Source organism: Streptomyces sp. NPDC054786 (assembly GCF_053611685.1).
The window spans coordinates 36,429-62,565 of record NZ_JBSHAW010000030.1 but is presented as its reverse complement, the minus strand read 5'-3'; the positions used below and the strand labels follow the sequence as shown (position 1 = coordinate 62,565).

Here is a 26,137-nt window from a genome sequence, read left to right as displayed (position 1 = left end):
CACGGCCCTGCCCTCCTTCTCCGGCCCGGCGCCCCTGGCGCCACAGGCTGCTGAGCCTGCTTGATGCCGTCGGCCCAGTTGGCCGACCCGTCGTATCACCGCCAGGTGTCACCGCCTGCGCCTACGTGGCTTCTCCGGCGCGTTCGGGGAGGTGCACGGAGGGGGCGAGGTCCGGCCCGGGTGCCGGCTCTTGCCCCGTGGTGGCTCCCGGCAGCGTGCGTATTCGGGGCACGGGCGAGGGCAGCAGCCAAAGGAGGCAGAGGGTGGCACCGGCGGTGGCGATCCAGAGGGTGGGACGCAGCCCCAGAGCCGCGCCGAGCGCACCACCGGCCATGGCACCGAGGGGGCGGAAGCCATAGTTCAGGGTGCGGGAGGCACCGGCGACACGAGAGCGCAAGGCGTCCGGTATCAGCGCGGCGAGCAGCGAGCCGGAGGAGATGTCAACGAGCATCACGCCGACGCTCGACAGGAATTCGGCGACGAAGAGCAGCGCGATGACCAGCGGAGTGGCACCACCGGCCAGCGGGACGAGCAGCAGCGGCACGGTGAATCCGGCATAACCGAGAAGGATGGTCGGCCCGACACCGATACCGCGCACCACGCGGCCCGCGGTCGCCGCGCCGATGAGACCGCCGATCGCGCCGCTCCCGAGAACCGCCCCCAACATTCCGGCTTCCAGGCCGAGTTCGGTGGTGGCGTAGAGCACGAAGAGGGTGTGGAACATGAGATTGAAGAACTGCACCGTCCCGGAGGCGGCGAACATCGCGCGCATGACGGGCTGCCGCAGCGCCCAACGCACTCCCTCGGTGACATAGCCCTTGGCCGGCGGCGAGGGCGGCGGCTCGGCCGGTGCGATGCGCGCCAGCAGCGCGGCGGAGCACAGAAAGGTCAGCGCATCGGCGAGCAGTGCCAGGGGCACGGCGAGCAGTTGAACGAGCAGACCGCCCGCGCCGGGCCCGCTGACGAATGCCATCGCGCGACTGCCGTTGAGCAGGGAATTGCCCTCGACGAAGCGGCTCTTGGGAACGAGTGAGACGAAGAGAGTCACCTGGCAGATCTCGAAGAGGACGGTGCACGCACCGACCATGAAGGCCACGGCGTAGAGCTGGGCGAGAGTGAGCGCGCCAACGGCGTAGGCGACGGGCAGGGAGACGATCAGCAGCGCGCGGAGCAGATCGGCGGCGATCATGATCCGGCGGCGCCGGGCCCGCCGGTCGAGCCAGGCACCTGCAGGCAGACTCAGCAGCAGGGCGGGGAGCAGCTCCGCGGTCTTGAGCAGGCCCATCTCGGCGGCACCGGCACCCAGGACGAGCACGGCGACCAGCGGGACAGCGATCAGGGAGATCTGATCACCGATCAGGGAGACGGACTGAGCCGTCCAGTAGCGGCGGAACGCGCGCTCCCGTAAGAGGACGGGGACCCGGGCCTTCGGCAAACTCATGAGACCCCGCCTTCGCCCGGGGCCGGGACCTCGGTCACGGCTGGGGCGTCGGCCGAGGAGCCGCCCGCGATGGCGGTGCCACCTCCAGCTGTGGGATTGCCGCCGACTGAGGTCTCGCCGTCGCCCGTACCACCGCCCCCGGTACGCGATGCACTGCCGCTCCGCGTCTCGATGTGACGGACGAAAGCAACCCGCAGGAAGCTCACCAGCCGCGCTTCGGCCGGCCGGGACCCGGGGTCCTGCAGCCGCGCCGCATACGGGCTGAGCAACTCCATTACCTGTTCGCCGAGCTCGGTGAGCTCCTCGGCGGTGAGGTAGAGCGAGACATCTCCGTACTGCTCGGCCTGCTGCCATGCCCGGGGCAGGGCAGCGCGCTGCTCCAAGGCGTGCGTCATCTTGGCGAAGTAGTTCTCGGCAAGCGCGACGTTCAGGGCCGTGGAGGCCTCGGCGACGTCGGGATCGTCGGAGTACTCCGGCCAGCCGGTGAACTGCGCGGTCGCGCGCCATGGCTTCTCGCGCCCGCGCCCGCCCTCGGCCTCCTCCACCAGGTCGTACTTGGCGAGCATCCGCAGGTGGTACGAGCAACTGGCGACGGACTCCCCCGTCAGCTCGGCCGCGCGGGTGGCGGTGAGCGGACCTTCGCGGCGCAGCAGCCCGACCAGCTCCATGCGGGTGGGGTGGGCGTAGGCGCGCAGCGCGCGCGGGTCGGAGAGCTGGGTGCAGTCCGCGAACGGGTCCGGCTGCGGCCGTAGTTCGCCGACCGCGTCGGGCCGCTCCGACTCGGACTGCTGGGACCGCTCCGACCTCTTGGGCATAAAGTAAAGGTATCTTTAGAAAGGGTCCTTTACAAGAGTCGGGCCGGCGGCGGTGAGGGCGGAGGCGGCGTCTGATCCGGCGGTTACCGGCGGGAAGGGCACGGGGACGGGTACGTGAGCGGCGGCGGGCGGGCCCGCGCAGCGTGGCTCGGCGGCCATCGGCTCGGCGGGCGCCGGTTCGGCGGCCGTCGGATGGACGAGAACGGGCTCTCCGGTCGTTGACCGGACGGGACTTGGACCGGTGGCCGTTGACCGTCGCGGACAGCCTGGCAGTGGTGCCCAGGATCGCGATGGCGCCGTCGGTGTCCGTCCGCAGCACCCGGGCGCCCTGGGCGCGCAGCGCCGCGATGGTGCGGGGCGCCGGGTGGCCGTACGGATTACCGATGCCGCAGGAGATCAGCGCCAGGCGTGGCGCCAGCCGATGCATCAACGGCGGGTCCTGATAGGCGGAGCCGTGGTGGGCCACCTTCAGGACATCGACGCCACCCAGCTCCGGGTGGGCCGCCAACAGTGCGCGCTGTGCGGGTGGTTCGAGGTCGCCGAGCAGCAGGAGGGTCAGCCCGCCCGTACGGACGAGCAGGGTGACGCTGGCGTCGTTGGGGCCGTCGAGGGTGTCGGGGTCGGCTGGTTGGCTGTAGGGGCCGGTGGGGCTGCCGGGGCTGGTGGGGCTGCCGGGGCCGGGTGGAGCGGGGGGCCAGAGGACCTCCCAGGTCAGTGGGCCCAGGTGGCGCCGCTCCCCCGGTACGGCGCGGATGACCGGAACCCGGGCCGCCGCAGCCACTGTGCGCACGAACTGTGCCTGCCCCGGAGGATCTTGCAGCGTCGTGGTCTCGATCGCACCGACCGAGCGGCCACGGAGCGCTCCGGGGAGCCCGTCCACATGGTCGGCGTGGAAGTGCGTCAGGACCAGCAGCGGGATACGGCGGATACCCAGGTCGGTGAGGCAGCGGTCGATGGCGTGGGGCTCGGGCCCGGTGTCCACCACCAGCGCCGTGCCGTCCCCGGCGGCCAGCACCAGGCCGTCGCCCTGCCCCACGTCACAGACCACGGCCCGCCACCCCGGCGGCGGCCAGCCGGTGAGGACACGGGTGAACGGGGCGGGGCGGCACACCGCCAAGATCATCGCCAGCACACACAGCACGCACAGCCAGGGACGGCGCAGCAGCCTGCGGGCGACCGGTACCAGGACCACCATGGCAGCCGCCAGCACCAAGCCTCCGGCCCAGCCGTCCGGCCAGTCGAGCTCCGCCCCCGGCAGCGCCGCTCCCGTACGGGCGACGCCGGCGATCCACTCGGCCGGCCAGCCCGCGCACCACGTCAGCGCCTGGGCGACCGGCAACGCGATCGGGGCGGCGGCGAGGGCCGCGAAGCCCAGCACCGTCGCAGGCGCCACGGCCACTTCGGCGAGCAGATTGCAGGGCACCGCGACCAGGCCCACCCGGGCCGCCAGCACGGCGACAACCGGTGCACAGACCGCCTGGGCAGCGGCCGCTGCGGCGATCACCTCGGCGATCCGGGACGGTACCCGGCGCCGTTGCAGGGCGGCGCTCCAGCGCGGGGCGAGCAGCAGCAGCGCGCCGGTCGCCAGGACGGACAGCAAAAAGCCATAACTACGGGCGAGCCACGGGTCGTAGAGCACCAGCAACAGGACCGCGGCGGCGAGGGCGGGGAGCAGCGAGCGACGGCGACCCGTGGCGATCGCCAGCAGTGTGATCAGGCCGCAGGCGGCGGCCCGCAGCACGCTCGGGTCCGGGCGGCACACCACGACGAAGGCGAGGGCGACGGCGCCGCCGATGACGGCCGTGCCGCGCAGTGACAGCCCCAGGCGCGGTGCCAGCCCGCGGCGCTCGGCGCGCGTCGCGAGGTGGGGCGGACCGACCAGCAGGGCGAGCACAATCGTCAGATTGCTGCCGGAAACAGCCAGCAGATGTGTGAGATCGGTGGCGCGAAAGGCGTCGTCGAGGTCCGGCGGCACGCGTGAGGTGTCGCCCACCACGAGACCGGGCAGCAGCGCACGGGCATCGGGGCGCAGCCCGTCGGTGGCCTCACGCAGCCCGGCACGCAGGTGTCCCGCCAGCCGCTGGGGAGGGGACGGGTCACCGACCTTGACCGGCGCCGCGTCGGCGGTGACCCGGAGCACGGCGGCAGCCTGGTCGGCCGACGACAGGGGCGGTGCGGCACGTGCCACCACCCGGATACGCGTCGACGGCAGCAGCCCGCGCCATGCCGACGAGAGGCTCTCGCGAGCTTCGCGGCCGCGGCGGCCGCGCTCTTCGCCACCCCCTCCACGCTGCTGTACGACCACCAGCACCGGCGTGCGTACGGCCGTGACCTCACCGTCCGGTGCGGTGACACGGACGGCATCGGCCGTGAACACCAGGACCGGGGGCGTCCGTTGAGATCCGCGCACCTTGGGACGGGTCAGTCGTGGATCACCGCTCACCGCCAGCTCCGCCGTGACCCCCGCGTAGCGCTCCGCCAGGGCCGGCAGCGGCCCGCGCCGCACATCCGACGCATGCAGCGCCGCGGACGCAGCCCCCGCCGCGGCACACAGCAGCACCGCGGCCAGGGCCACGAACGCCCCTGCGGACCAGCGACGGGGAGAGCGGAGGCCGGCCGGCCCTGCCCGGGCGGTACCGGTGCCAGGCCGCTCGGCCGCCTCCGGGGCACGCTCCGCCCTGCGTCGGACCACCGCCATCCGCCACGCGAACAGCCCGAGCGCCACGGCCACGCCGCAGGCCACCGCCACTCCCCCGCCAGGGGCGCCCAGGCTGATCACCGCCGCCGCCCAGGCGGCCAGCGCGGGCGCGACCAGCCGTAGATCGGCCGGGCCCTCTTGATGCGGGTCCGAGGCGCCGTACGGCGACGCCGCCCTGGTGTGCACGGCGGCACGGACACCGGTCATGGCTGCACCAGGGGGCGCAGATCGGCGAAGCGGCGGTCACCGATGCCGGTCACCTGGCGGAGCTGGTCCACCGAAGTGAACCCGCCGTGCTGGGTGCGGAATTCGACGATGTGCCGGGCCAGGACGGGGCCCACTCCGGGGAGGGAGTCGAGCTGCTGCTCGGTCGCCATACTCAGGCTGACCGGTCCGGCCGGACCGCCTCCGGCACCCGGTGACCCGCTTCCCGTCCCGCCGGCCCCCGCACCGGCGGCGGCACCGCCCCCGCCGACCGCGCCCCCGGCCGCGCCGGGGGCGCCGACCACGATCTGTTCGCCGTCGGTCAGCAGACGCGCCCGGTTCAGCCCACCGGTGCTCGCGCCGCGCAACACCCCGCCCGCGGCCTGCAGCGCATCGATCACCCGCGACCCCGACGGCATCCGGTGAATTCCCGGGTGCCGCACCTTGCCCGTGACGTCGACGACCAGCTGCCGCCCCGCACCGCCCGGTGGACCATGCGCCGCGGCGGCGGACGACGACGGCAGCGACGGTGAGCGCGGGGCGGGGCCGGCTGTCGCCGCGGACCGTTCGGCCTCCGGGGCCCGTACCGGCTCGGGGCGACCGGCCCAGAAATGCTGCACGGCGAATCCCACTGCCACTACGAGCACCAGGACCAGGGCGGCGAGCGTCTTCGGGTCGGTCCCGCACCGTAACTGCACCCAGAGCGGCAGCCGTTCGCGCACGGCAAGCCACATCCGCTCCCGACGGCGCGGGCCCGGCGGATCGTGCCCAGGGGGCGGCGGACCGGCCCCGGCACCCGCACCCGCACCCGCACCCGCACCCGCACCCGCACCCGCACCCGCACCATCGAAGATCGCCGCAGCCCGAGCTCGTACCCGCTCGCGCTCCCACTCCCGCCGCTCCGACGCACCGGACGGCGCCAAGGGGCCGAAGGAAGCGGAGAGAGCCGATGCGGGGGCCGACGCGGAGGCCGACGCGGGAGCCGACGCGGAGGCCGCGGCCGAGAAGTCCGAAGCGGCACGGGAGAACACCGGAGGCTCCGGAGCCGACGAGGCCAGCGAGGCCGACGAAGCCGACGGGACAAAAGCAGCTGACGAGGCCGGGGAAGCCACCCACACAGATCGAGACGAGTTCATACCGCTCGACGCTAAGCACCTCGCGCAGATCTCGCCGAGCTGCGTCAATTCCGGTGGACAACACCCCAGTTGTGGATAACTCCGTCACCCACAGGGCGTCCCACCGCCCCGCTCACCGCGGCGAAACCACGACCCCCAACAGCCCCGGGCCCGTATGCGCGCCGATCACCGCGCCGACCTCGCTCACCAGGAGCTCGCTGAGCCCCGGCACCCGCTCCCGGAGCCGCTGGGCCAGGGCATCCGCACGCTCCGCCGCGTCGAGATGGTGGACCGCGATGTCGACCTGGCCCCCGCCCGCGCGCTCCACGGCGATCTCCTCCAGCCGGGCGATGGCCTTGGACGCCGTACGGACCTTCTCCAGCAGTTCGATCCGCCCGTCGGCCAGTTGCAGGAGCGGTTTGACGGCGAGCGCGGAGCCGAGCAGCGCCTGGGCGGCACCGATACGGCCGCCGCGGCGCAGATAGTCGAGGGTGTCGACGTAGAAGTAGGCGGAGGTGGCAGCGGCGCGCTTCTCCGCGGCGGCCACCGCTTCGTCGATGTCCCCGCCCGACTCCGCCGTCTCCGCGGCGGCCAGGGCGCAGAAGCCAAGAGCCATCGCGACCATGCCGGTGTCCACGACGTGTACGGGTACCGGCGCTTCCTTGGCCGCCAGCACCGCCGCGTCGTACGTACCGGAGATCTCCGAGGACAGGTGGAGCGAGACGATGCCGCTCGCGCCGGCCGCCGCGACCTTGCGGTACGTGTCCGCGAATATCGCGGGGCCGGGCCGGGAAGTCGTCACGGGCCGGCGCTTCTGGAGCGCCTGGGCGACGGATCTCGCGGAGATCTCGGTGCCCTCTTCCAGGGCCTGGTCCCCCAGGACGACGGTCAGCGGAACGGCCGTGATGCGGTGACGCTCGATAGCCGCCCGCGGCAAGTAGGCCGTGGAATCGGTGACGATCGCGACATGGCGGGACATGACTGGGAGGTTATCCGGGGATCCGGACGCCGCACAGTGCGGGCCCCTCCCCAAGATCTTCCAGGTTTCCCCAAGGCTCTGCCAAGACCCCACGGGAAGGTGCTGTTCCCGTCCCCGGATCCGCGCGACATCGCTGACGCACCCGGCCCCGCATCGCTGTCTCCCCCGGGCCCCGCCCCCGCCCCCTCACCTCTCCAAGGTCCTACGGCCTCACGTAGTCGTACCCTCCGTCCGTGACGTCCGTGACGTCCGTGACGTCGGTGACGACCGTGACGTCGGTGACGACCGTGTCGGCCGCGACGTCCGGGGCTCCTTCTGCCACGGGTAGGACGGCTGGGTGCGCGGGTCCCGGGCGGTGATCGCCGGCGGGTCCTCGGAGGCCGCGCCCCCGGAGTGGCCCCCGGCCGATGCGCGGCCCGGTCGGGTGGCGGCGTCCGTGGGGTCACCGGCGGCACGCGCCCGTGACTGCCCGTCCGCAGGCGGGCGTACGGGCTCCCGCAGCGGGTCCACGGCATCCTCGACCCGGGTCCAGTGGCGCAGCGCCCCCGCCTCGACATCGATCTGGTCGCTCAGCGATGCCAGATCGTCGTCCGCGAACTTGCGGGCGCGGTCGCGGGCGGCCCAGCGCAGCGACTCCGCGGAGTGCGTGAGCCGTTCCAGACGCTCCCGGAGCTCCGGGAGGCGGGCGGCGATGGTGGCCCGGTCAGGCTCACGTTCTAGCCGCTTGAGCTCGTCGTCGAGCTCATGGCCATGGACGCTCAGGCGCTCGAAGAGCCCGATCGCCTCGCTGAGGGAGGCATCGTCGGAGGAGCCGGCGTAGAGCGCCTCCTGGGTGGCGCGCATGGACGTACGCAGGGAGAGCCGCATCTGAGCCAGTTCGCCGACCACGCCGGGCTGGGCGAGCTGCCGGGCCCGGAGGGTGGTGTCCTCGACGGTTCTGCGGGCCTGGGCAACCGTCCGGTCGACGCCGCGCTTGGCCGCCTTCACGGCCTTGACCGTGACGAACACCCCTGCCAGGACGAACAGCACAAAGAGCAGCCCGAGGATGGCGACAGCAGCTTCCATGGGCTCTCCCCAGACGTGTCGGCGGCGCCGGTTTCCTCGCCCGCGCCCTGTACCTCCACGGTAAACGGCTCGGGCAGGTCACGGGTTCCGAACGAACCCCCAACCTGCCCGTAGGGGAAACCACCCATGGCGCCGGCGAGGCAACGGCACGGCGCGCGCGAGACGTCGCCGCCACCGGCCCCGCGGAGCGCCGCGACCGGCCGAAACCCCTGGCCGGGCGCCCGGGAGTCGTCCCGGGCGCCCGCTGTCGACCTACGCCGGGACGATGTTCACCAGCTTCGGCGCCCGGACGATGACCTTCCGGATGCCCGCACCGTTCAGCGCCGCGACCACGGCCGGTTCGGCCAGTGCCGTCGCCTCCAGGTCCGCGTCGGAGATCGACGGGGCGACCTCCAGCCGCGCCTTGACCTTGCCCTTGATCTGGACGACGCAGGTCACGGTCTCGTCGACGACATACGCCGGGTCGGCCACCGGGAAGTCCGCGTGCACCACGGTGTCCGTGTGGCCCAGCTTGTGCCACAGCTCTTCGGCGATGTGCGGGGCCAGCGGGGCGATCAGCAGCACCAGCCGCTCCGCGACCGTGCGCGGGATGGGGCCGCCCGCCTTGGTCAGGTGGTTGTTCAGCTCGGTCACCTTGGCGATGGCGGTGTTGAAGCGCAGGTTCGCCATGTCCTGGGTGACGCCGTCGATCGCCTTGTGCAGGGCCCGCAGGGTGGCCTCGTCCGGCTCGGCGTCGACGACGGTGACCTCGCCGGTCGCCTCGTCGACGACATTGCGCCACACCCGCTGCAGCAGGCGGTACTGGCCGACGACGGCCCGGGTGTCCCACGGTCGCGACACGTCCAGCGGGCCCATCGCCATCTCGTACAGGCGCAGGGTGTCCGCGCCGTACTCCGCGCAGATCTCGTCCGGAGTGACGGCGTTCTTCAGGGACTTGCCCATCTTGCCCAGGACACGGCTGACCTTCTCGCCCTGGTAGTAGTAGCCGCCGTCGCGCTCCTCGACCTCGGCCGCCGGAACGGCGATGCCGCGGCTGTCCCGGTAGACGAAGGCCTGGATCATGCCCTGGTTGTACAGCTTGTGGAACGGCTCGGAGGACGAGACATGTCCCAGGTCGTGCAGCACCTTGGACCAGAAGCGGGCGTACAGCAGGTGCAGTACGGCATGCTCCGCGCCGCCCACGTACAGGTCGACGCCGCCGGCCGGCCGGCCCTCGCGCGGTCCCATCCAGTACTGCTCGATGTCCGGGGCGACCAGCGCGTCGGCGTTGCCGGGATCCAGGTAGCGCATCTCGTACCAGCACGAACCCGCCCAGTTGGGCATGGTGTTGGTCTCGCGGCGGTAGCGCCGGATGCCGTTGCCGTCGCCCAGGTCCAGGTCGACATTGACCCAGTCCTCATTGCGGGACAGCGGGGTCTCCGGCTGGGTGTCGGCGTCGTCCGGGTCGAAGGTGCGCGGGGAGTAGTCCTCGACCTCGGGCAGCTCCAGCGGCAGCATCGACTCGGGCAGCGCGTGCGCCACGCCGTCCTCGTCGTAGACGATCGGGAACGGCTCGCCCCAGTAGCGCTGCCGGCTGAACAGCCAGTCGCGCAGCCGGAAGTTGACGGTGCCCTCGCCGATGCCCTCGGCGGCCAGCCAGTCGGTGATCTTCGCCTTGGCCTCGGTCACGCCCAGGCCGTCCAGCGAGAGCGCCGCGCTCGACGAGTTGACGATCTTGGCGTCGTCCGAGGCGAAGGCGTCGTCCCAGGTCGAGGGGTCGGTGCCCCGGTCGTCCGACGGCTCGACGACACAGCGCATCGGCAGCTCGAAGGCGCGGGCGAAGGCGAAGTCACGGCTGTCGTGCGCGGGGACGGCCATGATCGCGCCGGTGCCGTAGCCCATCAGGACGTAGTCGGCGATGAAGACCGGGACCTGCTCGCCGCTGACCGGGTTGGTCGCGAAGGCGCCGGTGAAGACGCCGGTCTTGTCCTTGGCCTCGGCCTGCCGCTCGACGTCCGACTTGGACGCGGCCTGCTTGCGGTACGCGGCGACGGCTTCGGCCGGGGTGGCGTGCCCGCCGGTCCAGACGTCGTGGGTGCCCTCGGGCCAGGCGTCCGGGACGAGGGAACCGGTGCCGGTGCCGTTGTCGGAGCCGGCGACCAGCGGGTGCTCGGGCGCCAGCACCATGTAGGTGGCGCCGAACAGGGTGTCCTGGCGGGTGGTGAAGACGGTGATCCTGTCGTCGCCCACCGGGAAGTCGACCCGGGCGCCCTCGGAGCGGCCGATCCAGTTGCGCTGCTGCAGCTTGATGGCCTCCGGCCAGTCCAGCGCGTCCAGGTCGTTCAGCAGCCGGTCGGCGTAGGCGGTGATGCGCATGTTCCACTGGCGCAGCTTGGCCTTGAAGACCGGGTAGTTGCCGCGCTCGGAGCGGCCGTCGGCGGTGACCTCCTCGTTGGCCAGCACCGTGCCCAGGCCGGGGCACCAGTTGACCGGCGCGTCCGAGGCGTACGCCAGGCGGTACTCGCCCAGGACGTTGGCCTGCTCGATGGGGCTCAGCCCGGCCCAGGGACGGCCGTCGGGGGCCAGTCGGGTGCCGGCCTCGAACTGGGCGACCAGCGTGTCGATCGGGCGGGCCGCGTCCGCCTCCGGGTCGTACCAGGAGTTGAAGATCTGCAGGAAGATCCACTGGGTCCACTTGTAGTACGCCGGGTCGATCGTCTCGACCGAGCGGCGCTGGTCGTGGCCCAGGCCCAGGCGGCGCAGCTGGCGCCGCATGTTCACGATGTTGGCCTCGGTGGAGGCCCGCGGGTGGGTGCCGGTCTGCACCGCGTACTGCTCGGCGGGCAGGCCGAAGGCGTCGAAGCCCAGGGTGTGCAGGACGTTGTGGCCCGTCATGCGCTGGTGGCGGGCGTAGACGTCGGTGGCGATGAAGCCCAGCGGGTGGCCGACGTGCAGCCCGGCGCCCGACGGGTAGGGGAACATGTCCATGATGAACTTCTTGGGGCGGGCCACCAGCTCGGCGTCGCCGGCCTGCTCACCGCTGGGGTTCGGGGCCTCGTAGGTCCCGTTCGTCGCCCAGAAGTCCTGCCAGCGGGCCTCGATGTCGGCGGCCAGCGCGGCCGTATAGCGGTGCGGCGCTGCCGTCTCGGCAGCGTTGGTCGTCTCGCTCATCGTCCTCAAAGCTCCATCGATCGTCTCTGCCTGCGGAAACGCGCCAAAATCCCCGGCACGCCGGAAACAAAAAGACCCCTCGCACAGGAGGGGAAGCCGCGCCGATTCCGACGGGTTCTGTCATCCGTCGGTACTGATCAGCGCGGCCCGCTAAGCAGAAGGCGTACGGCACGCATGGCGTCAGGGTACCGCAGGGCGTACGGGGCCCGCGCTGAGGATTCCCCCAACGCGGGCCCCGCCCCCGTTACCCCTTACTCCTACCGCCGCCCCACCGGGTCACGGACGGTGCAGGGAGGCGGTGCCGCGCCCGGTGTCAGGGGCGGTAGGAGCTCACATATCCGGTGCCCGGCGAGCCGACGCCGGTGACGTCGTCGTAGCCGACACCCGCGTGCAGAGAGCTGTCCCTGCCCAGGCTGCGCAGCGAGGTCGTGGTGCCCTTGCTGTCGTCGGCGCCGTTGACGTAGTCGACGCGGACGACCGCCAGGTCACGGCCGGCACCCAGCGGGTGGTCGGTGACGTCGTGGTAGGCGGCGGTGCCGTAGCGCTGGTAGATGCCGGGGTTGGCGAAGCCGATGGCGACGCCGTGCCGGGCCTGCTGGGCGAGCGCCTGGACGCCCGCGATCACCGGCGCGGCCAGGGAGGTACCACCGATGCGGTACTCGTCATAGCCGAGCTTTCCGCCCGCCAGGGTCTGCGTCTGGCCGACGAGGAAGCCGGTGTTGGGGTCGGCGACCGCGGCGATGTCCGGGACGGTACGCATCGCGCCGCCGCCGTTCGCCTTCGCGAGCCCGTCCGGAACGATTCCGCGCTGGTAGAAGGGCTGCGCGATGGTCTTGCTGGTCCCGCCGCCGGCGCCACCGTTGAAGGCCCCGGGGAATCCGGTCCAGTTGTTGTCCTTGGAGAGCGCGGCCTTCAGGGTGCCCCAGCCGGTCTCCCACTGGTAGGAGTCGTGCTTGCCGACGGCCAGGGAGGTACCGCCGACCGCGGTCACCCAGGCGGAGTTCGCCGGGGTGTCGACCTGCTTGGTGCCGGTGTTGGCGACCTCGTCGCCGTTGTCACCCGAGGAGAAGTAGAAGCCGATGCCCTGCACCGCGCCCTGCTGGAAGAGCTGGTCGTAGGCGGCGGCCACGTCCGGGGTCTCGTTCGCCTCGATGTCGCCCCAGGAGTTGGAGACGATGTCGGCGAGGTGCCCGTCGACGATCTTGCCCAGGGAGTCGAGCAGGTCGTCGTCCATGCAGGAGGCGCCGCCGACGTAGACGATGTCGGAGTCGGGGGCGACCGCGTGGACGGCCTCGACGTCGAGGGTCTCCTCGCCGTACCAGCCGGCCGCGCCGCACTCCTCGATGTGCGTGTAGTCCTTGGGCAGCACCTGGGAGAGCTGGCCGTGGCGGTAGCGGGAGTCGCCGTTACGGGCGGCGTACGTGCCCGCGTCCTGGGCGATGGTCGGCGAGGCGTAGGCGTCGGTGATCGCGACGGTGACGTGCTTGCCGGTCCACTTCTTCGCCCCGTAGGCGGCACGCAGCTGCTTGCCGGTGTAGCCCTTGATCGCGTACGGCGCCTTGCTCCCGTAGGCGGACGGCAGCTTCTTGTCGGTCTTGGAGCCGTAGTACGACGAGAACGGCCCGGAGTTGCGGAAGACGCCCTCCGGCGGCGGCAGTTCGCTGGAGTGGTGCTTGGCGAGCCGCGGCGCGTTGTCCAGGCCGGTGACCGTCAGCACCGCGCCGGCCAGCGAGGCGGGCGCGGAGGCGGTGGTCGACGGGGCGTGGTAAGTGTGGCCGCTCTTGCGGTAATTGTGCAGATCGGTGGCGAAGGCGCGCTCGGTGGCGCCCGCGTCCCCCTTGACCGTCACATACCGGTTGGTGGTGCCGGTGACCGTCAGGCCGGACTTCTTCAGCCAGTCGGTCACCTTGGCTATCTGGTCGCGCGTGGCGCCGTACCGGGCGCGCACCTGGGCGGCGCTCAGGTACTTCCCGTACGCGGCGGAGTGCGGGTCGGACACGGCCGCTGCGTAGTCCGCGAGACCCTTGGCGTCCCGGCCGGCCAGGTAGACGCGGGCGGTGACGTCCGCGGAAGCGGAGGTGGCGCCCTGGTCGGCCTGCCGGGTGGCCCACAGGGGCTTGGTGCCCTGCAGCGCGTGCCGGCCGCCGTCGTGGCCCGCGGCGTCGGCGGCGGGTGCGCCGAGCGCGAGCGCACCGGCGACCAGCGGCAGCGTCGCTGCCCAGGCCAGACCGGCGCGGGCGCGCAGTGATCTGGTGCGGCTTGATCTCATGTAACCCCCTGCTGTGGCGATGCGGTGCGCTGCGGGGTGCCGCGCTGCGCCGGTGCGCAGGTGCGCGGCACCGCACAAGCGGTGAATGCGCGGGATGTGACGTTCACGCGATGCGCCACTCTTTCGGTGAACCGTTCATGTCAGGGGCATGCGATCACCAAGAAGAGACCAAGGAATGGCAAGGACTGGCCAGGAATGGGCAGGGAGCGAACACTCAACTCGCCATAACGGACGGCTCACTGACCGGATATCAGCACAATCCGGGAGGAACTCCCGCGGGGCCGGACCGCCAGGACGCCCGTGGCCGGGCACGCATGACAGAGCGGGCCGTCCGCATCGGACGGCCCGCTCTGTTCTCTGTGGAGCTAAGGAGAATTGAACTCCTGACCTCCTGCATGCCATGCAGGCGCTCTACCAACTGAGCTATAGCCCCGTATTCTGTTCCCGCCCGGATTCCCCGCTGCGGCATCGCCTACATTACACGGACCTCCCCGGCTTCTGCCAAATCGTTCCGCCCGCCCCCCTTGGCGCGACGCGCGGTACTGTCGGCGAGCCGTGTCCGATTCGTCCTGGGGAGCCGTACGCCGTGACCGCGCTGGAGCTGGACGCGCCCATCGACCCCGGCGGCACCCACCCCGGCAGGGGCATCCTCCGCCGGCACCCGACCCGCGTGGCGGCCCTCGCCTGCCTGATCTCGTTCGCCGTCTTCTGGACCGTGCAGCGCCTCGCCCAGGTGACGATGCTCGACCTCATGGTCTACCGCGCCGAGGGTTTCACCGTCCGCAACGGCGGAGCCCTCTACGACATGGCCGCGACCTCGGCGCACCTGCCCAACACCTACCCGCCCTTCGCCGCGCTGCTGTTCACCCCGCTCACCCTCCTCGACGTCCCGGCGATGCGCACCCTCGCCACGGCCGGCAACCTCCTGCTGCTCCTCGCCGTCGTCCACCTCTCGCTACGCCTGGCCGGCCGGCCCCGGCGGCTCCCCTGGCCCGCCGCGACGCTCGCGGTCTCGGCACTGCTGGTGTGGTGCGAGCCGGTGTGGACGACGCTGCGCTACGGACAGATCAACCTGCTGCTCACCGCACTCGTGCTGTGGGACCTCACCCGCAAGGACACCCACCGGCTCGCGGGCATCGGCATCGGAATCGCGGCCGGCCTCAAGCTGACCCCGGCGCTGTTCGCCGTGTTCCTCGCACTGGCCGGCGCCGTCCGTGCCGGGCAGCTGATCCGCTCCGGCGCGGGGGCCCGCGCCGCCTGGAACCCCTGGCTGCGGCAGGCCTCCGTCGCCACCGCCGCCTTCCTGGCCACCGCCCTCCTCTCCGCGCTCGCGCTGCCGCGCGACTCGCACCGCTTCTGGACCGAGATCGTCTTCGCCGCCGACCGGGTCGGTGAGGTGGAGATCACCGCGAACCAGTCGCTGCGCGGCGCCCTCGCCCGGCTGCTGCACACCCACGACCCGGGCAGCACCTGGATCGTGGTCGCCGGTCTGGCCGCGGCGCTCGGCCTGGCACTGGCGGCCGGGTCGCTGCTGCGCGGGCAGCGCGCCTGGGCGGCCGTCGCCTGCGCCGCGACCGCTCTGCTGGTCAGCCCGATCTCCTGGTCCCACCACTGGGTGTGGTGCGTACCGATGATGATCCTGCTCGGCTCCGAGGCGCTGCGCCGGACCGGCACCGCCGCCCGCCGCTGGTGGGCCGCGGCCACCGCACTGGGTTTGCTGTTCTGCTCGTTCGCGCTGTGGTGGGTGCCGCACCGCTGGCACCACCACGAGGAACTGCACCAGAACGGCGCCCAGTTGCTGCTCTCCGACGTCTATCCGATCGCCGGTCTTGCGCTGCTGGCACTGACCGGTGTCCGGCTCCGGCGGCTCGGCGGGCGACCGGGACCTGACAGCGAGCCCCGGACGGCCGGCGCCGGCAGTGGTCCGTGAACCGGGCGGCCGTATTGCGGAATTGAGCGGTGAGGATCGCACAGTGTCACAACGCCACGTCCCGCGGCGCCAGTTCCGTCTGACCGAAACCGCGCGGGACCGCCCGGGATGGCTCAGCACTGATCGATGCTGACCCATTTTCCGACCGGAACCGTCCACATCACCCCGGCCCTGCCCAAAGCGACGTCAGGTAACGGGGCGGGCGGACCGGGCGGACGGCTTCCCTCCGCCCTCACGGGGGCCGACCTCGCTCACGCCCTCGCCCGCCCCCGCCGACGGCACCGCTCAGGCCGTCGCGAACGAGTAGAAACGCTTCAGCGTGCAGTGCTCTTCCAGCAGCCGTCCGTAGATCGGCTCCCCGTCGAGCTCCCGGTAGGTCTCGATGGGGTCGCCCTTTATGACCAGGGCGCGGGCGCACTCCTCGCACCAGTACTGGTAGTCGGTATTGACCGGTTCCATGTCGCGGACAATCGGCGTACCGCTGCCGCACCAGTCACATTTCCTGCTGTGGGCGCCCATCCATCAGCTCCAACTGTGGCCGCAGGCCGTACAAACGAAGGAAATGCCCCCGTTGTCACCCAGCACCTGCGCCACATGGGAGGAGCCGCAGGAGGGGCACTGCAGAGCAGGACCGTCGTCGCCGCTGACTGCGGAGACGGGACCGTCAACGGGGCAGGTGAAGCGGAGCGCGTACTCCGGCAGCCAGTCATAACCTTGCGCCTCGGCCACTTCGAGCAGGTCATTGACCTCCTCGAGGATGCTCGTGGGCATCGCGATCTCTCCTCCCCTGCCGGCGCCGTCCGATTCTGCCACGGACCACGGACCGGGTCAGGCCCGCCTTCCCGCCATCCCGGCGAGCCCGCCCGCCGCTGCCGCACCCGCCAGCGCGAGCATGCTGCCCCAAAGTGCCCGCGACGCCGCGCCGGCTCCCGCCTCCGCCAGCCGATTAAGGAAGAGTGTCCCGAAAAGGGATGTCCCCAGCAGCAGTCCGACCTGGTTGACGGTCACCACGAGACCGCTCGCATCCGACGCGTGCTCCTTTCGTACGGTTCCCAACGCGGCGGCAAGATTGGGGCTGTGGGCGAAACCGAGGCCCGCACCGATGCCGACGTACGCGGCGAACAGCCGGACACCGTCTCCGGCTCCGCCGTCCTTGAACGCCAGCCCGATCCCCACCAGCGCCGCGGACACCAGCACGAACCCGCCCGGGACCAGCAGGGGGTGCAGTCGCGGGGGCAGCCGCCGCCACCACAGCCCCACCGCCCCGTACGCGAGGGCCGTCGGAACGAACGTCAGCCCGGTGCGCAGCGCGCTGTAGTGGAGCGTGTTCTGGAAGTGCAGCGTCAGCACGAACATATAGCCCGCGTTGACCGCCATCACCAGGGCAAGACGGATCACCGACAGCGGCATCCCTGGCGCGCCGAGCACCCGGGGCGCGATCAGAGGAGCCCCGCCCCGCCGCGCGCGCCGGGCCTCGTACCCCGCGAACGCCCCCAGCAGCACCCCACCGGCAGCAAGCGACCACCATGTCCACGCCGGCCGGCCCGCCTCCTGGCCGAGCACCAGCGGCACCGTCACCAATACCAGCGCTCCCGCGAGCAGGACCAGGCCCGGCAGATCCAGGCCACGTGCCGAACCGGACGGCCGGTCCCGGGGGATCAGCCGCGGGCCGGCCGCCAACAACAGTGCCCCGATCGGCACGTTCACCAAGAACACCGGCCGCCAGCCCGCACCGAAGAGATCGGCGCTGACCAGGACTCCACCCGCGATCTGCCCCACCGCCGCCCCGACGGCCATCACGGCGGTGTACGCACCGAGTGCCCGTGTCCGCGCGGGCCCCGTATAGGCACGCTGAATGAGCCCCAGCACCTGCGGGATCATCACTGCCGCACCGGCCCCCTGAACCGCCCGGAAGGCGATCAGCCAGCCGGCTCCCGCGGCCAGTCCACAGGCCAGCGAGGCTCCGGTGAAGACCGCGAGCCCGGCCAGAAACGTCCGCCTCGGGCCCAGCAGTTCGCCGATCCGTGCACCGGTGATCAGCAGCGCCGCATACGTGATGGTGTAACCGGCGATCACCAGTTGCAGCGCTGCGCCCGAGGCATCGAGGTCGGCACCGATCGACGGGGCCGCGACATTGACGATGAAGGCATCGAGCAGGGCCATGAACTGCCCGGTGAGGAGCACCGCCAGCATCGGCCCCGAACTCCGGGCACGGATGCTTCCGTTCCCGCGCACGGAGCCGTTGTCCCTGCCGTTGTCCGTGCCGTTGTCAGTGCCGGCACCTTTAATGGCCGGTGGAGTCGGCACAGTGAGCACGGGCGTCGGCGGCGCCCCCGAGGGGATGTTGTTGTCCGTCATGCCGGTGAGCCTGTCGGCGAACGGATACCCCTCACGAGAGCCCGCCGATGCTGGTACCGACAGCACCTGGCAGGCCCGCGTGCCTGCCCCGACGATGGGGGTGTGAGCAGCATGGTGAGCTCGTCCCGGCGATCGGTCGAGCGACGGCGTCCCGAACTGGCGGCGTTCTTGCGCGGTCGCCGCGCCCGGGTGACCCCTCAGGACGTCGGCATGCCCCCGGGGCTGCGCCGCCGTACTCCCGGCCTGCGCCGCGAGGAGGTCGCCCAGCTCTCCGGTGTCGGCGTGACCTGGTACACCTGGCTGGAGCAGGGCCGCCCCATCAACGCCAGCGGCCAGGTGCTGGACGCCGTGGCCCGTACGCTCCGGCTGGACGACACCGAGCGCGAGCATCTCTACCACCTGGCAGAGGTGCCCTACGCCCCCGCCCGTGAGGCGGACGCACAGTCGGTCGGCCCGGAGGTGCAGGGCATCATCGAGGCACTGGTGCCGCTGCCAGCGGTGGTCTACAACGCCCGCTATGACGTCCTGGCCGCCAACGCGGCCTACCAAGGGGTCTTCCCCACCATGGCGTTGGCGCGCGGCCCGTCCCGCAACGTCCTCTGGCAGCTGTTCACCATGCCGCCCTGCTGCTGCACGATCCTCAACCGCGACGAGGAGTTCCCCGCCCTCGTGGCGCAGTTGCGTGCGGCGTACGGCCGGCATGTGGGCGAGCCGGCCTGGGAATCGCTGATCGGGCGGCTGTCACGGGCCAGTGCGGATTTTGCGCGGCTGTGGGAGGCCGGGGACGTCTCGCCGCCGGGGAAGCGTATGAAGGTGATCCAGCATGCCTCCGTCGGTGAGATACGTCTGATCTCGACGTCGCTGGCGGTGGGCGGAGTCCCGGAGACCCGGATCGTGGTCTACACCCCGGCCGATGAGGAGAGCCGGGAGCTGACGGCGGCGCTGCGCGCTGTCCACGACCCGCTGATCGGCTGCCCGGAGCATCTGCGGCCCGCCTCGGAGGCCCGCGCGGAGCTGGAACGGAGGTGGGAGCGCAGCGGCAGCGCGCACGCGGGTCGCTGACCGCGCAGCCCCGGCCCCGGCCCCGCAGGGATTCGGTACGGGTCGCTGACCGTGCCGCCCCGGCCCCCGGCGATTCGGGCATAACGCAGAGATCCCGCCTCCGTCTGGAGGCGGGATCATCCGGGCAGTGGAGCTAAGGAGAATTGAACTCCTGACCTCCTGCATGCCATGCAGGCGCTCTACCAACTGAGCTATAGCCCCGGATCTTGTTCCGCTCCCCCGGGTTTCCCCCGGCGGCGCCGCGAACAAGAAGAACTTTAGCCTGCGACCTGCCCGGATGTGAAATCCGGTCGGCCGGGGCCGCCCGGCGGGCTCAGTCGTCGTCGCCGAGCACCGGCTCCGGCAGGGTGCCGGCATTGTGCTCCAAAAGGCGCCAGCCGCGCGCGCCCTCGCCCAGCACGGACCAGCAGCAGTTCGACAGACCGCCCAGGCCCTCCCAGTGGTGGGCTTCCAGGCCGAGCAGCCGCCCGATGGTGGTGCGGATCGTGCCGCCGTGGCTGACGACGACCAGGGTGCCGTCGTCGGGCAGCTTGTCGGCGTGGTTGAGCACCACGGGGGCGGCCCGGTCGGCGACCTCGGTCTCCAGTTCGCCGCCACCGCGCCGCACCGGCTCACCGCGCTTCCAGGCGGTGTACTGCTCGCCGTACTCCACGAGGATCTCGTCGTGCGTCAGCCCCTGCCAGGAGCCCGCATAGGTCTCCCGCAGGGCCGCGTCGTGCGTCACCTCGAGCCGGGTGAGCACGGCCAGCTCGTCGGCGGTCGCCGAGGCCCGCTGCAGGTCGGAGGCGATGATGGCGTCCGGCCCGAGGGCGGCGAGCAGCCGGGCGGCGCGGCGCGCCTGGCCGAGGCCTTCCTCGGTCAGCTCGATGTCCGTCGACCCCTGGAAGCGGCGTTCCAGATTCCAGGCCGTCTGGCCGTGGCGCCAGAGGACGATGCGGCGGCCCCGGCCGCCCTTGGTGCCGTTCAGAGCAGCTCTCCGTCCTGCTCGCCCGCCGTGGCGTCGGCGTGCTCCGCGGCCTTGCCGCGGGTGGCCTTGGCCTCCTCGGGGAGGTCGATCTCGGGGCAGTCCTTCCACAGGCGCTCGAGCGCGTAGAAGACACGCTCCTCGCTGTGCTGGACGTGCACCACGATGTCGACGTAATCCAGCAGGACCCAGCGGGCCTCGCGGTCGCCCTCACGGCGGACCGGCTTGGCGCCGAGGTCCTTGTTGAGCCGTTCCTCGATCTCGTCGACGATCGACTTGACCTGGCGGTCGCTGGGTGCCGAGGCCAGCAGGAAGGCGTCGGTGATCGAGAGGACGTCACTGACGTCGTACGCGATGATGTCGTGCGCGAGCTTGTCGGCCGCGGCCTGGGCGGCGGCGTTGATGAGCTCGAGGGAACGGTCCGTGGCGGTCACAAGCGGCTTTCCGGGTCGAGGGCAGCCTCTCCGGCCGGGCGGGGCAGCTGGCTCACTGCTGAGCCGCGGCGCGCGCCGCAGTCCCCTTGGGCGACCGGATCGGCGGTCAAGTACCCCTCAAGGGTCTCACGGACCACCGACACTCCCGACTGGGTTTTCGAACCAGTGGGTCGGTTTTGGTGTCCGTGCTGGTCAGCGCCGGGGGTGGGGGCTGCCCGGCCCCGCCGGTGGAGACCGACGGAGCCGGGAGCGCCTTGCCCGTCAGCCCTTGTAGTCCTGCCCCAGGAACACGGTGATGTCGGCGTTCGCGGCGCCCTTGCCCTGCTTGACCACGCCCGCCGGCAGGCCCAGTGTCTTGGCGACCTCCGCAGCCTTGGTCTTCTGGGCGGCGTCCGCGTAGGTGATCCGGGACGTGGCGGCCGCGCCGCCGGTGCCGGCGTCGACGAAGCTGTAGCCGCCGTTGAGCAGCTCGACCTGCGCCTTGTTGGTGGCGCCCTTGTTGCCGGTGCCGTTGCGGACCGCGACCCGGGCGGTCGCGTCGGGGGCGGTCTTCTTGACCGTGCCGCCGAGCACGTCCTTGACCACGCCGGTCGCGGCGGCCTGGCTGAGCGTGCCGTTCGCCTGCACGGGCAGCAGGGCCGTGCGGTACGCGCCGGTCTTCACCAGCTCCGCCCGCTGCGCCAGCGAACTGCCCAGCTGGCCCTCCGTGAGCGGCGGGTCGAGCACCTGCAGCAGCGACTTCACGGTGGCGGTGGCGCCGTCGGAGTCACTGGAGACCTTCTTCAGCGTCGCCTGCATGACCTGCCCGAATCGCTGCAGCTGCCGGGTCTGGGGCTCGCCCGGCGCCTGATAGGTGGCATAGGCGACGGCGGCCTGGCCGTTGAGGTCCTGGGCGCTGCCCTGCTTGACGACCGGGGAGGCGCCCTTCTTCGCGCCGGGCACGGTGGCGTCGGTGTCGAGGGTGACCCCGCCGACCGTCTCGACGAGGTTCTCCAGATACGGGGTGTCCAGCCGCCAGCTGGCCTTGAGGTCGGCACCCAGGAGGTTGTTGAGGGAGTCCCGGGTCGGCTCGGTGCCGTCGTCCTTGACGGACTTGCCGAGCGTCGTGGTGCTGCCGTCGTCCTTGGACACGATGAGGCTGTTGGGCAGGAGGACGGTGGTGCCCTTGTGGGTGGTCTCGTTGTCCACGAGCAGCGCCGTCGAGCTGTTCCCTGACTTGGTGTCCCGCAGATGGACGACGAGGACGTCGCGCTTCTGTCCGCCTGCCGCGGCCGCCTGGCCGGTGCCGGGACCGGCCAGGCCGGGCAGTTTGCCCGCCCACCACAGATAGCCGACGCCGCCGGCGACCAGCAGGGCCAGCACGACGGACAGCGCGACGATCCGGCTGCGGCCGCGCCGCTTGGCCTCCTCGCGCCGCTCGGTGCGGCTCTCGGTGAACTTCAGCCAGTCGATGACGTCTTCGGAGTCCTCGTCCGGCTCCTCGATGAAGGAGAACTGGTCGGTGCCGTACTCCGGGTCCTCGGGGGAGGAACCGGGAGAGCCGCCCGCGGCGGCCGGCTCCGCGAGGTCGTCCGCCGGGGCGCGGCGCTGGGCCGGCGGCCGGGGCTGCTGGCCCTGGCGCTGCGGAGCGGGCTCGTCGTAGCGGGGCTGGTCCGCGTAGGAGACCTGCTCGTACGGGGACTGCTGGGACTGCTGCGGGATCCACTCCTGCCGGTGCGGCTGCTGCTGGGGCGGCTGCTGCTCCTGGGGCCGGCCGTACGGGTCGTACTGCTGCGGGTAGCCGGGCTGCGCCTGCACCTGCTGCCGGCCGTACGCGTCGTAGCCGTACTCCGTCTGCCCCTGGTACGTCGGGTGGTCCTGCTGTCCCTGCGGGGCCTGGCCGCCGCCCTGTTGGCCGCCGTAGGGGTCATAGCCCTCATAGGCGGAGGGGGCGGCCGGCTGCCCGTAGGCGTCGTAGTGCTGCTCGTACGACGCCTGTGCGGCGTCGCGGTACACCGGCTGCCCGTAGGCGTCATAGGTGTAGCTCGTATGCCCCTGCTGCTCCTGGGCATAGGGGTCGTGGGCATACGGGTCCTGCAGCCCGTACGGATCCTGTCGGTCGCTCACCGGTGCCCCTTTCCGTCAGCCCCGTCAGCGGTCGTTGCGGTACAGCTCTTTTTTGTCGATGTAGCGCACCACACCGTCCGGCACCAGGTACCAGACCGGATCCCCCTGGGCGACCCGCGCCCGGCAGTCGGTCGAGGAGATGGACAGCGCCGGCACCTCGACCAGGGACACCGCTCCCTCGGGCAGCCCGGGGTCCGCGAGGACATGGCCGGGCCTGGTCACCCCGATGAAGTGGGCGAGCGAGACCAGCTCCGCGGCATCGTGCCAGGTCAGGATCTGGCTGAGCGCGTCGGCGCCGGTGATGAAGAAAAGATCCGCGTCACGGTGCTCCGCACGCAGGTCACGCAGCGTGTCTATCGTGTACGTCTTGCCGCCGCGGTCGATGTCGATACGGCTGACGGAGAACTGCGGATTCGACGCGGTCGCGATGACCGTCATCAGATACCGGTCCTCGGCCGGGGACACCTTCTTGTGGCTCTTCTGCCACGGCTGTCCCGTCGGCACGAAAATGACCTCGTCGAGGTGGAATTGGCTGGCCACCTCGCTGGCGGCGACCAGGTGTCCGTGATGGATCGGGTCGAACGTGCCGCCCATCACTCCGAGTCGCCGCTTCACGGGCCCTGTGTGCTCTCCCATGCGTGCAGACCCTACTGGGCGGCGCGCGATGCCGGGGGCCGGGTGCCGGGGCTCAGCGGTCCCGGTTGAAGCGGGTCGTGATCCAGAGCAGGAGAACCAGGACAAACAGGGCACCGCCGCCGGTGACGAAAGGGCTGAGGCTGGCGTGACCGCCCTCGTGGCCGGGTTCGGCGGCGAGGGAAACCAGGGACTGTGCAGTGGTGTGCAGGCTCATCGTCAGCAGAACCAATCCGGGCTGGGGTCGGGCGGAGACTTCCACCACATCGTAAGCGCCGCCTCACCGGGGGCCCACGGCGACTCCGCCCGGTGGCGTCCGGAGAGGCCCGCGGGGGTCAGTCCCGGCCGTAGCCGCGCAGCAGGAACCAGGCGAGCAGGGCCGCGCCCACGAAGCCGACGATGATCACGGTGCGCAGGATCCATCCGGGTCCGCCGTCCCTGGCGGTCTCCTGGGCTGCGGCGAGCAGCACGCTCGGATACGGCATGACGGTGCGCTCCCTCTGGTACGGCCCGTACGGTCTTTTGTACGGGCCTGTGCGGTCATTGGTGCGATCGCCAGCGTACGCCCGAGCATCCAATCGTCTGTCGGTGGCGTCCTCTAGTCTGAAACACACGCAGTCGAACAGGGGGAGGCCCCAATGACGGAGAGCCCAGACGGCAGCGCGAACGTTCCGAGCCGGGACCGGCGGCGATTCCCCGGAATCTCGACACGGTCGTACGAGCACCCGGCGGACCGCTCGGCGCTGGTGGCGCTGCGCAAGTTGAGCGGGTTCGACACCGTCTTCAAGACGCTCAGCGGCTTGTTGCCGGAGCGCAGCCTGCGGCTGCTGTTCCTGTCGGACTCGGTGCGGGTGAGCGACCAGCAGTTCGCGCACCTCAATGACATGCTGCGCGATGCCTGCTACATCCTGGACCTGGAGAAGGTCCCGCCGATGTACGTCAACCAGGACCCGCAGCCCAATGCCATGTGTATCGGCCTGGACGAGCCGATCATCGTGGTGACGACCGGTCTGGTCGAGTTGCTGGACGAGGAGGAGATGCGGGCGGTCGTCGGCCACGAGGTCGGCCATGCCCTGTCCGGGCACGCCGTTTACCGCACGATTCTGCTGTTCCTGACGAATCTGGCCCTGAAGGTCGCCTGGATCCCGCTGGGCAATGTCGCGATCATGGCGATCGTGACGGCGCTGCGCGAATGGTTCCGCAAGTCGGAGCTGTCAGCGGACCGCGCGGGGTTGCTGGTCGGGCAGGATCTGCAGGCCTCGATGCGCGGGCTGATGAAGCTGGCCGGCGGCAACCATCTCCACGAGATGAATGTCGACGCCTTCCTCAAGCAGGCGGACGAGTACGAGTCGGGCGGCGATCTGCGCGACTCCGTACTGAAGATCCTCAACCTGCTGCCGCGCAGCCACCCGTTCACGACCGTGCGGGCGGCCGAGCTGAAGAAGTGGGCGGCCAGCCGCGACTACCAGCGGATCATGGACGGCCACTACCCGCGCCGGGACGAGGACAAGGACACCTCGGTCTCCGACACGTTCCGGGACTCCGCGGCGCACTACGCCGACTCGGTGCGCAACAGCAAGGACCCGCTGATGGGTCTGGTGCGCGACATCGCGGGCGGTGCGGGCGATCTGGGCGGCAAGCTGCGCGACACGGTCTTCCGTGGCGGCACGCGCCCCGACGGCGGCTCGGGCGGCGCCAACGGCAGCAACGACAGCGGTGGATCCGACCGCCCTGAGGGCTCCTAACGAAGCGGATGGCTCGGCTTCGGCTGGGCGGCGGGCGCCAGCTCACCGCAGAGTGAGGGGTTGGCCCGGTCCCTGGCGTAGGGGTCGGTGCCCGTGGGCCGCTCCTTGCCGGCGTGCTGTCCCGCGAACAGCGGGCGCAGCGCGTCGGCGGGCTGCGAGGAGCAGGCCAGCGGCCCGGCCTGCAGGCTGCTCTGGACCACTTCGAGCCGGTGGTCGTTGAGGTTCTCGCGGCTCAGCCGGAAGTGCACCTCGCGCCGGACGGTGACCAGCGAGGCCGCTCCCGGGGTGGCCTTGCCGACGCCCTGGCCCGAGGCGGCCTCCGACGCGCCGGGGGCGGGCCGTACGGCATAGACGAAGGTGTAGTCGGCGGTGACATCGAGCGCGTCCGGGCTCAACTCCGAAGCGGTGAGCGTGCCGTTGACCCGTACGTTCCGGTCGGCAAGCCGGGTCTGCTTCGGGTCGAAACGGACCAGCCAACCGGTCGCCGCATCGTGGCCGTTGTCATCGGGGCGCGCCAGGCTGCGGTCGAACTGGTCGAGTTGGCCGGTGTCGAGCAGCAGCCTCACCGGCCGTACGGCGCCGCCGGTGAGGGTGTCCGGGTCCAGCGAGGAACGGACGATGTAGTCCTTCGCGACGGTCAGGGCGGAGACGATCTGGCCGTCGGAGAAGTGCTCGGTGCGGGTGACGGCGGGCAGATTGACGCCCGCGGCGCCGATCCGGTAATTGGCCGCGGGGCTGTGGGCGAAGAGATCACCGGGAGTCGCGCCCGGTACCTCCCCGGCCGGCGCCAACGGCACCACCGCGGACCGCAACGGCTGCGCCCGGACCGTCTCGGGGGTTTTGTACGGGTGGCGTACGCCCATGTAGACGGCGGTACCGAAGGCGAGAACGATCAGCAGGACCAGTAGGACGGCCTGCCGGGAGCCGCCCAGCCGCATCCACGCATGCCGGGTTTTGACGGCCGGCGAATGGTGCTCGCCCAGCCGCTCGTCCGCGGAGAATTCCTGCAGCCGCGCAGCCCGAACAAACGATTCGTCGAAGACGACGGATCGGTATTCGTCCTCACCACCTCCCGGGGCGCCGTTGGGCGTCCCTTCGGGAGGGTCACCAGGCCCGGTCATACAACAAGAGTAGGTCTGCCGGGGCGAAGGTAAACGCCGGGGCGATGG

Annotated in this window: 20 protein-coding genes, 2 tRNA genes and 1 pseudogene; 3 read left to right on the top strand and 20 right to left on the bottom strand. The window is 71.5% G+C overall.

The window, feature by feature from the left end; translation table 11 throughout:
- Positions 1 to 121: 121 nt before the first annotated feature.
- The 9 genes and pseudogenes from ACWGI6_RS24860 to ACWGI6_RS24820 form a co-directional block, all read right to left on the bottom strand.
- Positions 122 to 1,441 (bottom strand): MFS transporter, encoded by a 1,320-nt coding sequence (locus ACWGI6_RS24860; RefSeq protein WP_453269595.1) that lies wholly within the window; start codon positions 1,439 to 1,441, stop codon positions 122 to 124.
- Positions 1,438 to 2,256, bottom strand: a complete 819-nt coding sequence (locus ACWGI6_RS24855; protein WP_453269594.1) for a winged helix-turn-helix domain-containing protein — start codon at positions 2,254 to 2,256, stop codon at positions 1,438 to 1,440. The genes ACWGI6_RS24860 and ACWGI6_RS24855 overlap by 4 nt, the downstream gene beginning before the upstream one ends.
- 742 nt (positions 2,257 to 2,998) lie before the next feature.
- Positions 2,999 to 4,954: pseudogene (locus ACWGI6_RS24850) on the bottom strand (ComEC/Rec2 family competence protein); the annotation flags it as partial.
- A gap of 203 nt (positions 4,955 to 5,157) precedes the next feature.
- Positions 5,158 to 5,880: a helix-hairpin-helix domain-containing protein gene (locus tag ACWGI6_RS24845; protein WP_453269549.1), complete on the bottom strand. Its 723-nt coding sequence runs from the start codon at positions 5,878 to 5,880 to the stop codon at positions 5,158 to 5,160.
- A 526-nt stretch (positions 5,881 to 6,406) separates the two neighbouring features.
- Positions 6,407 to 7,252, bottom strand: coding sequence for a DegV family protein (locus ACWGI6_RS24840; RefSeq protein ID WP_453269548.1), 846 nt, complete (start codon positions 7,250 to 7,252; stop codon positions 6,407 to 6,409).
- A 210-nt stretch (positions 7,253 to 7,462) separates the two neighbouring features.
- On the bottom strand, positions 7,463 to 8,317 hold the full coding sequence (locus ACWGI6_RS24835) for a hypothetical protein (RefSeq protein WP_453269547.1): 855 nt from the start codon (positions 8,315 to 8,317) through the stop codon (positions 7,463 to 7,465).
- A 252-nt stretch (positions 8,318 to 8,569) separates the two neighbouring features.
- Complete coding sequence (locus tag ACWGI6_RS24830; RefSeq protein ID WP_453269546.1) at positions 8,570 to 11,467, bottom strand: leucine--tRNA ligase; 2,898 nt, start codon at positions 11,465 to 11,467, stop codon at positions 8,570 to 8,572.
- A gap of 313 nt (positions 11,468 to 11,780) precedes the next feature.
- On the bottom strand, positions 11,781 to 13,736 hold the full coding sequence (locus tag ACWGI6_RS24825) for a S53 family peptidase (protein WP_453269545.1): 1,956 nt from the start codon (positions 13,734 to 13,736) through the stop codon (positions 11,781 to 11,783).
- Positions 13,737 to 14,096: 360 nt separating this feature from the next.
- Positions 14,097 to 14,169, bottom strand: a tRNA-Ala gene (locus tag ACWGI6_RS24820).
- A 153-nt stretch (positions 14,170 to 14,322) separates the two neighbouring features.
- On the opposite strand from ACWGI6_RS24820, the gene ACWGI6_RS24815 reads away from it, so the two are divergent.
- Positions 14,323 to 15,666, top strand: a complete 1,344-nt coding sequence (locus tag ACWGI6_RS24815) for a glycosyltransferase 87 family protein (RefSeq protein ID WP_453269544.1) — start codon at positions 14,323 to 14,325, stop codon at positions 15,664 to 15,666.
- A 285-nt stretch (positions 15,667 to 15,951) separates the two neighbouring features.
- On the opposite strand, the gene ACWGI6_RS24810 is transcribed toward ACWGI6_RS24815, so the two are convergent.
- From ACWGI6_RS24810 to ACWGI6_RS24800, 3 genes are read right to left on the bottom strand one after another with little or no spacing between them, the layout of a single operon-like run.
- Positions 15,952 to 16,185, bottom strand: coding sequence for a hypothetical protein (locus ACWGI6_RS24810; protein ID WP_006605665.1), 234 nt, complete (start codon positions 16,183 to 16,185; stop codon positions 15,952 to 15,954).
- A gap of 3 nt (positions 16,186 to 16,188) precedes the next feature.
- The gene (locus tag ACWGI6_RS24805; RefSeq protein ID WP_453269543.1) at positions 16,189 to 16,437 is read right to left on the bottom strand and encodes a hypothetical protein; all 249 of its coding nucleotides are present in this window, start codon (positions 16,435 to 16,437) and stop codon (positions 16,189 to 16,191) included.
- Positions 16,438 to 16,494: 57 nt separating this feature from the next.
- A complete protein-coding gene (locus ACWGI6_RS24800) occupies positions 16,495 to 18,024 on the bottom strand; it encodes an MFS transporter (RefSeq protein WP_453269542.1) in 1,530 nt (509 codons plus the stop codon).
- Positions 18,025 to 18,135: 111 nt separating this feature from the next.
- Here ACWGI6_RS24800 and ACWGI6_RS24795 point away from each other — a divergent pair, with 111 nt between their 5' ends.
- Positions 18,136 to 19,086, top strand: coding sequence for a helix-turn-helix transcriptional regulator (locus tag ACWGI6_RS24795; RefSeq protein ID WP_453269593.1), 951 nt, complete (start codon positions 18,136 to 18,138; stop codon positions 19,084 to 19,086).
- 128 nt (positions 19,087 to 19,214) lie between these two features.
- Here ACWGI6_RS24795 and ACWGI6_RS24790 read toward each other — a convergent pair.
- The 7 genes from ACWGI6_RS24790 to ACWGI6_RS24760 form a co-directional block, all read right to left on the bottom strand.
- Positions 19,215 to 19,287: transfer RNA gene (locus tag ACWGI6_RS24790), tRNA-Ala, on the bottom strand.
- A gap of 112 nt (positions 19,288 to 19,399) precedes the next feature.
- On the bottom strand, positions 19,400 to 20,053 hold the full coding sequence (locus tag ACWGI6_RS24785) for a histidine phosphatase family protein (RefSeq protein ID WP_453269592.1): 654 nt from the start codon (positions 20,051 to 20,053) through the stop codon (positions 19,400 to 19,402).
- Positions 20,050 to 20,484: a ribosome silencing factor gene (gene rsfS, locus ACWGI6_RS24780; protein WP_393314418.1), complete on the bottom strand. Its 435-nt coding sequence runs from the start codon at positions 20,482 to 20,484 to the stop codon at positions 20,050 to 20,052. The genes ACWGI6_RS24785 and rsfS overlap by 4 nt, the downstream gene beginning before the upstream one ends.
- A 261-nt stretch (positions 20,485 to 20,745) precedes the next feature.
- Positions 20,746 to 22,590, bottom strand: a complete 1,845-nt coding sequence (locus ACWGI6_RS24775) for a LytR C-terminal domain-containing protein (protein WP_453269541.1) — start codon at positions 22,588 to 22,590, stop codon at positions 20,746 to 20,748.
- Between the two features lie 24 nt (positions 22,591 to 22,614).
- Complete coding sequence (gene nadD / locus ACWGI6_RS24770) at positions 22,615 to 23,226, bottom strand: nicotinate-nucleotide adenylyltransferase (RefSeq protein ID WP_393909823.1); 612 nt, start codon at positions 23,224 to 23,226, stop codon at positions 22,615 to 22,617.
- Positions 23,227 to 23,278: 52 nt separating this feature from the next.
- Positions 23,279 to 23,440 (bottom strand): hypothetical protein, encoded by a 162-nt coding sequence (locus ACWGI6_RS24765; RefSeq protein WP_453269540.1) that lies wholly within the window; start codon positions 23,438 to 23,440, stop codon positions 23,279 to 23,281.
- Between the two features lie 118 nt (positions 23,441 to 23,558).
- Entirely contained in the window at positions 23,559 to 23,708 is a 150-nt protein-coding gene (locus tag ACWGI6_RS24760; RefSeq protein WP_453269539.1) for a hypothetical protein, read from the bottom strand.
- A gap of 153 nt (positions 23,709 to 23,861) precedes the next feature.
- Here ACWGI6_RS24760 and ACWGI6_RS24755 point away from each other — a divergent pair, with 153 nt between their 5' ends.
- Positions 23,862 to 24,968, top strand: coding sequence for a M48 family metallopeptidase (locus tag ACWGI6_RS24755; RefSeq protein ID WP_453269538.1), 1,107 nt, complete (start codon positions 23,862 to 23,864; stop codon positions 24,966 to 24,968).
- On the opposite strand, the gene ACWGI6_RS24750 is transcribed toward ACWGI6_RS24755, so the two are convergent.
- Positions 24,965 to 26,089 (bottom strand): SCO2583 family membrane protein, encoded by a 1,125-nt coding sequence (locus tag ACWGI6_RS24750; protein WP_453269537.1) that lies wholly within the window; start codon positions 26,087 to 26,089, stop codon positions 24,965 to 24,967. The genes ACWGI6_RS24755 and ACWGI6_RS24750 overlap by 4 nt on opposite strands.
- Between the last annotated feature and the right edge of the window lie 48 nt (positions 26,090 to 26,137).

What these genes read in the sequence shown, in the direction of transcription:
- ACWGI6_RS24860 (WP_453269595.1), bottom strand. Translation starts at nt 1,441, where the DNA reads ATGAGTTTGCCGAAGGCCCGGGTCCCCGTCCTCTTACGGGAGCGCGCG.
- ACWGI6_RS24855 (WP_453269594.1), bottom strand. Translation starts at nt 2,256, where the DNA reads ATGCCCAAGAGGTCGGAGCGGTCCCAGCAGTCCGAGTCGGAGCGGCCC.
- ACWGI6_RS24840 (WP_453269548.1), bottom strand. Translation starts at nt 7,252, where the DNA reads ATGTCCCGCCATGTCGCGATCGTCACCGATTCCACGGCCTACTTGCCG.
- ACWGI6_RS24835 (WP_453269547.1), bottom strand. Translation starts at nt 8,317, where the DNA reads ATGGAAGCTGCTGTCGCCATCCTCGGGCTGCTCTTTGTGCTGTTCGTC.
- ACWGI6_RS24830 (WP_453269546.1), bottom strand. Translation starts at nt 11,467, where the DNA reads ATGAGCGAGACGACCAACGCTGCCGAGACGGCAGCGCCGCACCGCTAT.
- ACWGI6_RS24825 (WP_453269545.1), bottom strand. Translation starts at nt 13,736, where the DNA reads ATGAGATCAAGCCGCACCAGATCACTGCGCGCCCGCGCCGGTCTGGCC.
- ACWGI6_RS24810 (WP_006605665.1), bottom strand. Translation starts at nt 16,185, where the DNA reads ATGGGCGCCCACAGCAGGAAATGTGACTGGTGCGGCAGCGGTACGCCG.
- ACWGI6_RS24805 (WP_453269543.1), bottom strand. Translation starts at nt 16,437, where the DNA reads ATGCCCACGAGCATCCTCGAGGAGGTCAATGACCTGCTCGAAGTGGCC.
- ACWGI6_RS24800 (WP_453269542.1), bottom strand. Translation starts at nt 18,024, where the DNA reads ATGACGGACAACAACATCCCCTCGGGGGCGCCGCCGACGCCCGTGCTC.
- ACWGI6_RS24795 (WP_453269593.1), top strand. Translation starts at nt 18,136, where the DNA reads ATGGTGAGCTCGTCCCGGCGATCGGTCGAGCGACGGCGTCCCGAACTG.
- nadD (WP_393909823.1), bottom strand. Translation starts at nt 23,226, where the DNA reads ATGGGAGAGCACACAGGGCCCGTGAAGCGGCGACTCGGAGTGATGGGC.
- ACWGI6_RS24765 (WP_453269540.1), bottom strand. Translation starts at nt 23,440, where the DNA reads ATGAGCCTGCACACCACTGCACAGTCCCTGGTTTCCCTCGCCGCCGAA.
- ACWGI6_RS24760 (WP_453269539.1), bottom strand. Translation starts at nt 23,708, where the DNA reads ATGCCGTATCCGAGCGTGCTGCTCGCCGCAGCCCAGGAGACCGCCAGG.
- ACWGI6_RS24755 (WP_453269538.1), top strand. Translation starts at nt 23,862, where the DNA reads ATGACGGAGAGCCCAGACGGCAGCGCGAACGTTCCGAGCCGGGACCGG.
- ACWGI6_RS24750 (WP_453269537.1), bottom strand. Translation starts at nt 26,089, where the DNA reads ATGACCGGGCCTGGTGACCCTCCCGAAGGGACGCCCAACGGCGCCCCG.